Raw genomic sequence first — 12,763 nt, forward strand, 5'->3', positions numbered from 1 at the left:
TTTATATTGACGATGGAATGGTATCATTTGAAAATAATCTGCGGGGTGAAATATAATGAAGGTATTAGACGCAGAAGAACTATATACAGACATGGAAAATACGTTAAGGGGCTTGCGACATTTAAACAATCAGCTGGCAAAGACGGAAGAAAGCATTCTCTCACTTACAAGTTTAGAAGAGGAACTAAAAGGAGACGGAGGGAAATCAATTCGAGCGTTTTACAAGGATGTCCACCTTCCTTTCCTTCAATCAATGAAGGCTATGGTCGAACATTATGAAACGACCATAAGAGCGCTTACCCAATCACTTCGATCCCTAGATTCATCCAATCGCGCACTGATAAGAGAAAGCTTCATAGAACAAGACCTATCCCCAAGCATTAGAAGAACAGAAAACATCACAAGCGATTTAACCGACGAAGGCAACCGCACCATCCAATCAGTTGGTGATATCGTCTCCTTGCCACGACTAGATGATAACCGTTTACACCAACAAGCAGAGTCGGCCAACAACAAAATCACACAAACCGTGGAAAGATTACATCACTTCGATCAACAACAAACAAGTAAACTAGAATCAACTGCCCAAGACTTATCAAGGCTCAAAAGCACAATTAACGAGATCCAAACCTTATACCAAAATGGTAAACTAAGTCTATCAACCTATCAGCCCAACGAGCTCACTAACCTATTAAACAATCCAGTCATTGGGGGCATGTCATTATCACAAGCATACGGCCCAATGGCACTCGGCATGATGCCAGCCTATGGCCCACTTTCATCGATGAACTTTGCCTTTGGTGGTCAACCCGTCAAGGATGTAGAATCCAACCAATCCAACTTAGGTTGGCTTTCGACAGGTTTAGACTTTGTCCCAGGACTATCCAATATCAAAGCAGCAATCGAAGCCACCACAGGAACCGACTTCATCACCGGAAGAGAAATCGGCAACCTAGAAAGAGCCGCCCTCGTCGCCGCAATCTTCGGTGGACCACTCGTTAAAGGTGGCATCAAAGTCGTGAAGTGGGGAGGAAAACTCTTCAACAAGTTCAAGAATGTCCTCAACCCAAAGAAAGTCAAATCCGTAGTCGATGGTATCTTCAGTAAGGTAACCCAGGGATTTAACGCCCTGAGGAACACAGCCGCTGAATTGACGAAGAAGATGGCGGACATACGGATACCGTTGCCGGTGCAGCATCAGTATGCGGTGGCGGGTGGTGGTACATCAAACTGGGGCTTTAGATCAACAACAGTAGGCGAAATGGCGTCTAATGTGAAGGACACTTTAAGGATGAGTTTGGTTAGGGATGGGGTTGGTAAGGGTAAAGCAAATGGTACCATTGGAACAAGTGGCATTAAAATATTAGTTGGCGCAGGAGAGCAGTTTACAAATAGAAGGAAAAATAAATTAAAGCCTAACATTAAATATAAAACAGGAGAGTATGATTACTTTTACGAAACAGATAGTACGGGTAGAATAACAAAGTTTGAAACAGAAAATTTGCAACTAACTACAAGAACTGATAGATTGTCGCACAGCAAAAATACACCAGGTAAAGTAAAAGGACAAGACCATGCAGGACATTTGGCAGGTGATAGATTTGGAGGTTCACCTAAACTCGATAATTTAGTATCGCAGTTATCTGATGTTAATTTGAAGGAATATAAGAAGATTGAACATGAGTGGGCTACGGCTTCGAAGGAAACACCTCCTAAACAAGTAAAAGTTGATGTTGAAGTAATATATTCAGGAAGCGATATACGCCCAGATAAATTTAAAGTGACTTACTTTATTGATGGCGAGCCTGTTTCTAAAATTATTAAAAATTAATCTAAGGAGTGAGCATTAAGATGAAAGAATTTGAAGATAAATTTAGTGAGTTACAAGCAGATATGATATCTATATGTATGGAATATATTGAGGACAGGGCTGATAAAGTGTATGTTTATGCTTCATGTGAAGGAAACATTACTTCAAGTAAGTTCTTTTATTTAATAAACAACAAATATGTAAAATGTCATAAAGTAAATGATGCGTTAGGAGATGGAGACGAAAGATACGATGTATCTCCAAACAGAATGCTCATGGTATTGAATATAATAAATGAAGATATTGAAAAAGTAGAAAATTTATGTAAGGAATACGAGCGAGAGATGCCGACGGAGATGAAGTTAATCTATAATGTTCAGAGTGGAAAATTTAAGGCGGAATATAATTATGATTTAGTATATACGAATGATGATGTTAAAACAGCAAATCATATTGCTGATGAATGGTTTGAGGAAGTAAAGATTAATAATCTTTAAGTTAATTAGAGTCAGAGATACGTTTGAAGAGCTTTTGAAGTTTGTAGCAGTGGCTTAGAAACATGTATAGTTGAATGATTAGTAGAACATATTAGAAGGTGCCGAAAAGAAAAAGTCTATTTTAAAATAATGATATTATAATAGTTATCATCATAGGTTTTTACTGGTAGTTGAATATAAACTGATGAAATGTATATTAAACTAACACACTCGTAATTTTTAACCTAGTAGTTGTTTCAACATAAAGGGTGTTATACTATAAAACATGCAAATATTTGTATCAAGAACTCTGAGAACTTTATAGCACTTGATTGTCAGTTATAGACAATAAGTGCTTTTTTAACGTTTCTAGACCGTAATAATTCATTTATCCATAAATCTTATCCAGTCGCGCACTGATAAGAGAAAGCTTCCTAGAACAAGACCTATCCCCAAGCATTAGAAGAACAGAAAACATCACAAGCGATTTAACCGACGAAGGCAACCGCACCATCCAATCAGTTGGTGATATCGTCTCCTTGCCACGACTAGATGATAACCGTTTACACCAACAAGCAGAGTCGGCCAACAACAAAATCACACAAACCGTGGAAAGATTACATCACTTCGATCAACAACAAACAAGTAAACTAGAATCAACTGCCCAAGACTTATCAAGGCTCAAAAGCACAATTAACGAGATCCAAACCTTATACCAAAATGGTAAACTAAGTCTATCAACCTATCAGCCCAACGAGCTCACTAACCTATTAAACAATCCAGTCATTGGGGGCATGTCATTATCACAAGCATACGGCCCAATGGCACTCGGCATGATGCCAGCCTATGGCCCACTTTCATCGATGAACTTTGCCTTTGGTGGTCAACCCGTCAAGGATGTAGAATCCAACCAATCCAACTTAGGTTGGCTTTCGACAGGTTTAGACTTTGTCCCAGGACTATCCAATATCAAAGCAGCAATCGAAGCCACCACAGGAACCGACTTCATCACCGGAAGAGAAATCGGCAACCTAGAAAGAGCCGCCCTCGTCGCCGCAATCTTCGGTGGACCACTCGTTAAAGGTGGCATCAAAGTCGTGAAGTGGGGAGGAAAACTCTTCAACAAGTTCAAGAATGTCCTCAACCCAAAGAAAGTCAAATCCGTAGTCGATGGTATCTTCAGTAAGGTAACCCAGGGATTTAACGCCCTGAGGAACACAGCCACTGAATTGACGAAGAAGATGGCGGACATACGGATACCGTTGCCGGTGCAGCATCAGTATGCGGTGGCGGGTGGTGGTACATCAAACTGGGGCTTTAGATCAACAACAGTAGGCGAAATGGCGTCTAATGTGAAGGACACTTTAAGGATGAGTGTGGTTAGGGATGGGGTTGGTAAGGGTACGGGTAATGGTAATATAGTCAACGAAGTTAAAGAAATTGATTTTGGAAAGCACATAATAAAAGGTGAAAACGGTAAGAAACAACTACTCCCAAATACTAAGTATGTAACCAATGATAACTACAAATATACTACCGATGAACTTGGACGTATTGTAAATGTAGATGCTCCCGAACTTGTATTGAAAAAAGCTAATAGAAATAAATATGCTCAGGCAAATGTAGGGGGAAAAGACAGATTACCAGATGATGATGGTGGACATTTAATAGGAGCACAATTTAATGGACCTCCTGATATTGATAATCTTGTACCACAAAATAGTCAAATTAATAGGAGGGGTGGAGTTTGGTACAAATGGAGACAGAGTGGGCCAATGCATTGAAAAAGGTACCGCCCAAGAAAGTCTCTGCTAGTATTGAACCGATCTATTCTAATAATTCAATGCGACCGGATTCCTTTATGGTCGAATATGAAATTGAAGGCCAATTTCCAGTGATTCGCGAGATTGCAAATAAATTAGGAGGCTGATATTGATGAGTTTTGAAACAGAATTAAACGAGTTATATAAAGAAATTGCACAACAGGTTAATGATATGATTCCAACTGAATGGGATAATCTTTGGTTTAATGGTGAAGTTAAGGAGGAAGAAGGAGGAGTTTTCTTCTTTTTTACGCCCAAAGGTGAGGAACAGCACGTTTTTTCACATTATATTCCAAAATTATATAGTGTAGATAAGAGGGCTTATAATAAAGAACTACATAAATTATTTCAACTAACTGTTGAACTCCAAAAAGTTTTTACTGATAATGACCAAGATCCTTGGTTTTCAGTGACATTAATATTAAATGATACAGATAAATTAAACGTACATTTTGATTATATAAATTGGCATAAAAGTGAATTTGGTCCAACAGATAGAATTAAGTATTTTGAATATAAAAATATAAGTCAAAACAAAGAACAGCTAGATTTAGATTTAATAGAGAGAATGAAGGAATTTGAAGAAAAGTAAACAATAAAGCACTTGGTTGCCTTTTAGGCAACAGGTGCTTTTATTTGTGCGCCCGGCATGGATGTAATCTATAGGGTGAAAGTTCCGAGCCGTGAAGGCAGAAGTAGCGGGTAGCTTAACGCAAGGATATCCATGGTGATGCTAAACTCATGAGCGCACTAGCGATGAAACTCACTGATAAACCACTATTTAAGCTCATTCGAAAATATTTACAAGCTGGTGTCATGATAAACGGTGTTGTTTCAAGTACAAAGAAAGGAACACCACAATGTGGACTACTGAGATCATTACTTTCTAACATCATTCTTGATGAACTAGATAAAGAATTAGAACACAGAGGGCATAAATTCGTTCGTTACGCCGATGATTGTAACATCTACGTAAAATCGAAACGATCAGGAGAACGAACAATGGCAGGCGTTCAGCGATTCATTTAGGGAAAACTTCGCCTATAGGTGAATGGGAAGAAGTCAGCAGTAGAACGACCATGGAAATGAAAGTTTCTAGGGTTTAGCTTTACAGCTTTAAAAGAGCCGAAAATTCGTATCGTTAAAGAAAGCCTAAAACGAATGAAGAAGAAAGTACGTGAAATTACTTCAAGGAATCCTAGAAGCAACTGCCCAAGACTTATCAAGGCTCAAAAGCACAATTAACGAGATCCAAACCTTATACCAAAATGGTAAACTAAGTCTATCAACCTATCAGTCCAACGAGCTCACTAACCTATTAAACAATCCAGTCATTGGGGGCATGTCATTATCACAAGCATACGGCCCAATGGCACTCGGCATGATGCCAGCCTATGGCCCACTTTCATCGATGAACTTTGCCTTTGGTGGTCAACCCGTCAAGGATGTAGAATCCAACCAATCCAACTTAGGTTGGCTTTCGACAGGTTTAGACTTTGTCCCAGGACTATCCAATATCAAAGCAGCAATCGAAGCCACCACAGGAACCGACTTCATCACCGGAAGAGAAATCAGCAACCTAGAAAGAGCCGCCCTCGTCGCCGCAATCTTCGGTGGACCACTCGTTAAAGGTGGCATCAAAGTCGTGAAGTGGGGAGGAAAACTCTTCAACAAGTTCAAGAATGTCCTCAACCCAAAGAAAGTCAAATCAGTAGTCGATGGTATCTTCAGTAAGGTGACCCAGGGATTTAAAGCCTTAAGAAACACAGCCACTGAATTGACGAAGAAGATGGCGGACATACGGATACCGTTGCCGGTACAGAATCAGTCTGCGGTGGCGGGTGGTATTTCAGGTGGGGCTTCTAGAACATTAGGAGAAATGGCGTCTGATGTGAAAGATACTTTTGTAAGGATGAGTAGTTCGGTTAGGGATGGGGTTGGTAAGGGTACGGTTAAAGATAGACCGATATATACAAAAGGCTTTGAAATAGAGCCTAAATATAGCTCTTATGAGCAAAGGATAAAAACTACACCAGTTAACAAAGGGAAATGGAGTAGCGAACGTGCAGAGTCATTATTTGTCTCAGATAAGACTGGTGAAATAAAAAAATATCTTGATGAAGCTGGTGTTGATGGTGTTGAGTACAAAAACGGTATGCCAGACTTTTCTCCATTTTCTAAAGGAGAAATTAAGTTAGAAAATATGACTAATGATCGAAAATCTAATTTTTCAACTGCTGATGAAGAATTAGCTAAAAAATGGAGTACTCAAGAACAAAAGTGGACAGCAGACGACATAGCTGATTGGAGAGAAGATAACAAATATACTTGGCATGAACTTAACGATTTGGAAACAATTCAATTAGTACCAAGTAAGATTAATAGCGTCTTTAAACATTTGGGTGGAGTTGGCGAATATAATATAAAAGTTAAGTTGGGAGAGTAAATAAAATGACAAATATTAATGATGAGTTGTTTGGAGAACTTGAATATAAAAAAAATTTCTGGCGAGGCGAAATGACTATTAAAATGTTTAATGTTGAGAGAAAAATAATATTGAGTGTTGATGCGCATGAAGATGCTGATTTTTCAAATATACAAAGAGATGCATTCCGTAATTTTATTCAAGATATGAACCATATTATGAGCGAGGCGGAGAAGGAAGTCTATGAGTATTATAGTGAGAATGTCGATGAATATAGAGAAATGTTAGAAGATGAATCACAAGCAAATAAAATTGCTCCTAAAATAGATTCTTTAACTGGGTTAGCAGAATTAGTGAAACCTACTGAGTTAATTGTAAGAAGAGTAAGGAAGAATGGTAAGAGAAGATTGGGGTTATTGTGCGATGTGTCTTGGGATATTGAGGATGGATTGGGTATAAAAATTGAAGATGAAGTTGTAGAAGAAGTAGGATATCAAGATATAGTACTATAAACTTATAGAAAAATGAGTGGCATAAAATAGAAGATAGCACTTGATTCTGAATTTGGTATCAAGTGCTTTTTTATGTAATGAGATTGGTTGAAAACAATAAAGAATACTTATGTAAATAAGTGCCATCATGGAGTACCTTGTAAACTTTCTTCATCGAGAAAAGTGCGAGAACCGAGCGAGATGATATTTTATATGGCAGGGATACGTATGATGCTGCAAAGCCCTTAAACTAAAAATAAAGACAGTGCTCGTGGCAATAAACAATGATTAACCCAAAAGGTTACATTAACAAAACAGTATAAATAAAAATAGGTTGTACTTTTCTTGGAGAAACCCCGTATAATACTCGCTATTCGCTAAGAAGCGTTACACAAATTACATTTTTCGTAACAGGAGGGTCAAAGTTGAATGTTGTTGGGTATATTCGAGTTTCAACACAAGGGCATTGCGAAAGATGGATAGTTTGAAATGTCCAGAAGATGAGATTAAAACATATTGTAAAGAGCATGGATGATACATATTTATAGAGATGAAGGAATCCAGCGGTGTAAAATTAAATGTAAGAAGCATTAGAAATAGACAGGGTGGGCTTACAGGAGATGTGGGCTCGCCTTTCTTCTGTCCAAGTTAATTCTGCGGTGGTGTTAAACCCAAGCAGGCTTTGGCGCTCGGATATTGTTAAGGACTGATTAACGCGAGTTGTTGATGAGCAAATTAATTAGGATTAATACAGCTATTTGGGTTATATTAGACCTCAATCATTTTAGACTAGTAATAGGCATTTACAGCTTAAAACTACCATAGAAGCCGTCGCTTCACAGGAACTGTAAATGCATCTTAGAATGAAATAAGGCACTTAAGGTAGTCTCTAATAATAGTTTTAGATTATTTTTTTTTCAGTGTCGGCTCAGGGAAATAGAAAAAAACAACTGGAATGAGCCTTTCAAAGAATCCCAAAGTATTTGATTGTCAACTAAAGGAACCACGTACTTTTTGTAATTTAGGAAAAGTAACGTGAATATTAAACAAAATAACCAATACCCCACTCACACTTTTCCAACAAAAAATTAATGCAAAAATTGTAGAACTTTCAATACAGGAATCTTCATATCCATAGAGAATGTCTTGTGATAAAAAGAAATATCGTTATAAAGTTTATTGCTTTAAATCGAGAAAGAGTGTTATTATCAAAATATTAAAAAAGTTATCAAGTGGGGGTAGTAGGTTATGAGGAAATTATTGGCAGGTTTGATTGGTAGTTCAATGCTGCTTCTTGGTGCATGCGGTTCTTCAGGTGCTGATGAAGCAAGCGGCAGTGAAGGCAATGAAAAAGTGCAAGAAGTTGTTAAGATTGGCATTACACAGATTGTTGAGCATCCTTCATTAGATGCAGCGAGAGAAGGCTTTATTGCTGCCTTAAAGGATGCGGGTTATGAAGAGGGAAAGAATTTAGAATTGGATTATCAGAATGCACAAGGTGATGCTAATAATAATATGTCCATTGCGCAAAATTTGGTTAATGACGATAATGATTTAATTCTTGCAATTGCAACTGCTAGTGCTCAGTCAGTAGTACAATCAACAAAAGATATCCCCATATTATTTACAGGAATCACTGATCCACTCAGTGCAGATCTTGTAAAGGATTTGGACAATCCAGGTGAAAATGTAACAGGCACATCTGATACTCACCCTGATGCGATAAAAAATACAATAGCTTCTATTAAAAAGTTTGTCCCAGAAGCGAAAACGGTCGGAATTATTTATAACGATGGGGAAGCCAATTCAATTGTAAACGTTGAAAATGCGAAAAAGGCGCTCGAAGAGAATGGGCTTGAGTATGCACTAACAGCAATCTCTACCAGTTCAGAAGTCAAACAAGCGGCAGAGTCACTTGTCGATCGCTCCGATGTCTTTTATATTCCAAAAGACAATACCGTTGTTTCAGCTTTAGAATCAGTTATCACAGTAGCTAATAAAGAAAAAATCCCCACATTTGTTGGTGAAAGTGATTCAGTTGAAAGAGGCACATTCTCTTCTTATGGCTTTGAATACCATGATCTCGGTTATAAAACAGGTGAAATGGCTATCGAAATATTAAATGGGAAGAATCCCGGGGACATTCCCGTCGGATTTCCAGATAACTTGGAATTAATCGTTAATAAATCGGCTGCCGAGAAACAAGGTGTTGAATTGACAGATGAACTATTAGAGGGGGCTAAAGTCATAGGTGAATAATTTTAGTCATGTAAGAGAGGTGTAGTTACTAAGCTACACCTCTTTTTATATGAAATCGTTGTCGAACTATGTCAACAGTTTTCCGTATAATTAAACAGTTCATCCTAGAAATATCTTAAGTATTATAGAGTCTATAGAAGATAGATATTATTTCAATAAAATAATGCCGATTAATAGATAATTAAGTATTCCATTGAATTTAAAAAAACCGAAATTTTTTATGCGTTTTATTATCCATTTGAAGAGATTAAAACACATCGAGTGGAAAATTACTCTGAGTGAAGGGTTGGGATTTTTAAGAAAAGATTTTTAACATTTATATGAGTATATTTTAAATAAAAACGACGTTTGCTTACAAAATAATTCTAAAGAACTATAAAAATATATATTTGATTATTATTCGCCATTAGGTAATTGGAATTGTTTCTATGCGCCTGTACGCTTGCCCGTCTAACCTCACATAAAAAATCTCAAAAATGAGGGAAAGTTAGTACAAAAATCACAGACAAAATTCGACATCGACGATATTGAATTTGACGGAAATTTAAAGCCATGTTAGTAAATATATAACAGTAATAAAGAAAAATTTACAAATTATCATGTTTAAATCTCTTTAAACGAGGTAAAAAGTAATGAATTATTTTCCAAATATTACTTAATTATAGAAAATGAAAATATATGGGAGAGGAAGCATAATGGTGAGATCTAAGTAAATTTTATTTGATGTCTCTTACTTTGAAGATACAAGATGTTTCTTTTGTTGAATGCATCGGGAAGTATGCTTTGTCTTTTATAAAGGGGTATTGAAATGATTAACGTGAAACCAACAAAAAATCATAAAAAAAGCATCAAGGCTCATAAACGTTTATTTGAAAAATGGAATATGTGGGAGTTCGCATTTAAGCAAGGGCGTGATTATTATTTCATAGTTGCTTATATGCAAATAACCGGTAAAGTAACTGGTTATTTAATACTCGATCAAAATGGCAATGTTCCATCGTTAGATGAAGCCAAAATTCCTTCATATAATTTAGTTCTCTATAACACAAAAGTGAATAATGCTGTGACAGAGATGGTTATTCAAATGAAGAAAAGTATGAAACCATATGAAGAGATGTATGAAGTGCTAATGGCATACAAAGATTATATTCTTAAAGAGAAACCTTTATTGGAAAGCTCTATAAATTCGATTATAGAACAGAGTAGAGAAGGCATGAAGAGGCCAGTAAAGATTCGAGATATTGTAATGAAGTTGGGTAATATGCAAAGAGAGATAACAAGAGGTACAGGTTATTTTGAAATAGCCTTTTTAAATAGATTTGAAGAAGAATATGGAAAATATGCAGAAATAATTTATACCTTTATAAAAAGAGAAGAAGAACTAAAACCTGTCTATGAAGAATTAAGAACAGTTGTTTCTTTGCAAGAAATGGGGTTAGCAGCAAGTGGAAAAAAGAAGATTATTGGTATACTGGATGCATGGTTATCTTCATTTGACAGAGTATTGAAGAAATCTATCAGTTCTTTTGAATTAGATGATCGAGGAAATAAAATACCCATTGATTTAACTAATATTAAACATTCTATATCGAAATCCAGTGAGGAAATTGCGAAAAGGGATTTTAAGCGACTAATTTTACCTATTATGAGAAATCCGAAATAAATAGGAAAACTAAAAAATATTTCCCTGTTTATCCATCAAATGGCTTTTATTTTTAACTATTTCACATGATACAAAATTTTAGGATCTATATCAGGAGGATATTTATAATGTCAAAGAAAGAAAGCAAATGGAAAAGAATCTATTTATTTATTATGCTATTTGTCTACATCCTCTTCGTTCCCATTTCACTTTTTGAATGGTTACTTTCAGGTGATCGTTTCCCAATAGCCGCAACGGTAGTGGCTATTGCTCTGCCTTTTATGCGTAAAAATCATTTGAATACTATCAGAAGGGAAGAAACAGGAAGCGTACAGAAGTAAAGGCTATATCTAAAGAGATATGGCCATTTTTTGCGAAGAAAATGGCAGATAGTAAAATCTATCGATTGTCTTATCTAACAATATATATCTGGAGGATTCAATCATGAAAAAACAATCCATACTCTACCTCCTTGTTCTATTCTTTCTCTTGGCCGCCTGTTCAGCAGAAAAAGAGGCGAGTAATCAAAAAGAAGATGACCAAAAGAAAGCTGGAGCGGAAGTAACAGAGGAGCAACAAAAATCGGACGAAGAAAATGAATCAGTGGAAGACGTAGATAATGAAGAATTGGTTGTGAGAGAACTGCCTAAAAGTATTGAAGAAGTTGTTGAATATCCTATTGGTGTGTTAGGTGTTGAGGATATCATGTTTGTTGATGAGCGGATAGAGACGATCTTAAAAGATATTCCTGCTTTACCAGAGGATGCAAGTCATGAGGAATTACAGAACTTGACAAACTATTTGTATTCAGTATTTAAGATGCCATACGAAGACCCGAAAGTTTCTATTGAAGAAAGCAGTTTAAACAAGCCTAAGGAAGCCGAAGAATTAGCATCTAAAGAACAATATAATGTAGAAATTGTATTGGACGCCAGTGGAAGTATGGCGAATTATATGGGTTCTAAAACAAGGATGGATTTAGCTAAAGAATCGATCGAGGAGTTTGCATCCACATTACCGGAAGATGTGAATTTAAGTTTAAGAGTGTATGGCCATGAGGGGTCGGGTTCAGATGAAGATAAGAAAATGTCTTGTGCTGCCAATGAGTTAGTATATGAATCGCAAACATATAATGAGTCAGAATTGTCCTCTGCGCTTAATTCTTTTGAACCAGCAGGATGGACACCGCTAGCTCAGTCGATTAAGGAAGCGAAAGAGGATCTATCAAAGTACTCTGGAGGAGAACATAAAAACGTTGTCTATATAGTCAGTGACGGAATTGAAACATGTGATGGCGATCCGGTAGTAGCTGCGAAAGAATTAAAAGATTCGGGAATCTCACCGGTGGTTAATGTCATTGGATTTGATTTAGCCAGTAAAGATGAACAGCAACTGAAAGACATCGCCAAGGCAGCAGATGGTAGCTATGTAAATGTGAATAACCAAAACCAGCTTAATGATGAATTAAGTAAGACAGTAAATGATACTCTGAAATGGTTAAGCTGGAAGAGTGGTGAAACGCTAGATGCGATTGTTAAAAAGAGCAATGAAATAATGGATATTATTGCAATGAAAAATGATTGGAAAAATAAGTTGCGTAAAGAAAGAAATCTAACCACACAGTCTGTTTATAGCTTGAAGTATGATGATAAAATTTCTAATGAACAAGCGAAAAAAATGGTTGAAAATGTAGATGAATATTACAACAAACATAATGAGTCTATAGAAGAACTTGCAACCATCTTAATGGATTTATCAGAAGAGAACTTAGACAAAACGTTAGATGAAATAGATAAGTTATATGATGAAAATGCTGGAAAATAACAGCTTGTTCAGC

The 12,763-nt window shown here is 36.6% G+C and carries 9 protein-coding genes and 2 pseudogenes; all 11 read left to right on the forward strand.

The features are described from left to right. The first annotated feature begins 55 nt into the window (after positions 1 to 55). The 11 genes and pseudogenes from MKX83_RS03200 (at position 56) to MKX83_RS03255 (ending at position 12,750) form a co-directional block, all read left to right on the forward strand. Entirely contained in the window at positions 56 to 1,831 is a 1,776-nt protein-coding gene (locus MKX83_RS03200) for a T7SS effector LXG polymorphic toxin (protein ID WP_341054008.1), read from the forward strand. A gap of 20 nt (positions 1,832 to 1,851) precedes the next feature. Beyond that, positions 1,852 to 2,307 carry an immunity protein YezG family protein gene (locus MKX83_RS03205; protein ID WP_095370747.1) on the forward strand — a complete coding sequence of 152 codons (456 nt, stop codon included), beginning with the start codon at positions 1,852 to 1,854 and terminating at the stop codon, positions 2,305 to 2,307. Between the two features lie 395 nt (positions 2,308 to 2,702). Continuing rightward, positions 2,703 to 4,216 (forward strand): annotated as a pseudogene (locus tag MKX83_RS24595) (DNA/RNA non-specific endonuclease). Between the two features lie 5 nt (positions 4,217 to 4,221). Next, the gene (locus MKX83_RS03220) at positions 4,222 to 4,701 is read left to right on the forward strand and encodes an immunity protein YezG family protein (RefSeq protein WP_341054013.1); all 480 of its coding nucleotides are present in this window, start codon (positions 4,222 to 4,224) and stop codon (positions 4,699 to 4,701) included. A gap of 143 nt (positions 4,702 to 4,844) precedes the next feature. Further along, positions 4,845 to 5,306 (forward strand): annotated as a pseudogene (locus MKX83_RS03225) (reverse transcriptase domain-containing protein); the annotation flags it as partial. A 214-nt stretch (positions 5,307 to 5,520) separates the two neighbouring features. After that, positions 5,521 to 6,555: an HNH endonuclease gene (locus MKX83_RS03230; RefSeq protein ID WP_341058560.1), complete on the forward strand. Its 1,035-nt coding sequence runs from the start codon at positions 5,521 to 5,523 to the stop codon at positions 6,553 to 6,555. Between the two features lie 5 nt (positions 6,556 to 6,560). Next, positions 6,561 to 7,046: a DUF6985 domain-containing protein gene (locus tag MKX83_RS03235; protein WP_095370742.1), complete on the forward strand. Its 486-nt coding sequence runs from the start codon at positions 6,561 to 6,563 to the stop codon at positions 7,044 to 7,046. A gap of 1,227 nt (positions 7,047 to 8,273) precedes the next feature. After that, on the forward strand, positions 8,274 to 9,284 hold the full coding sequence (locus MKX83_RS03240; RefSeq protein WP_341054017.1) for an ABC transporter substrate-binding protein: 1,011 nt from the start codon (positions 8,274 to 8,276) through the stop codon (positions 9,282 to 9,284). A gap of 808 nt (positions 9,285 to 10,092) precedes the next feature. Continuing rightward, positions 10,093 to 10,947 carry a hypothetical protein gene (locus MKX83_RS03245; RefSeq protein WP_307319170.1) on the forward strand — a complete coding sequence of 285 codons (855 nt, stop codon included), beginning with the start codon at positions 10,093 to 10,095 and terminating at the stop codon, positions 10,945 to 10,947. Between the two features lie 107 nt (positions 10,948 to 11,054). After that, positions 11,055 to 11,267, forward strand: coding sequence for a hypothetical protein (locus MKX83_RS03250; RefSeq protein WP_341054023.1), 213 nt, complete (start codon positions 11,055 to 11,057; stop codon positions 11,265 to 11,267). 103 nt (positions 11,268 to 11,370) lie between these two features. Continuing rightward, entirely contained in the window at positions 11,371 to 12,750 is a 1,380-nt protein-coding gene (locus MKX83_RS03255) for a VWA domain-containing protein (protein ID WP_341054026.1), read from the forward strand. Positions 12,751 to 12,763 lie beyond the last annotated feature (13 nt).

The sequence above is a fragment of the Cytobacillus sp. FSL M8-0252 genome, assembly GCF_038007345.1.
Lineage (GTDB): Bacteria > Bacillota > Bacilli > Bacillales > Cytobacillaceae > Cytobacillus > Cytobacillus kochii.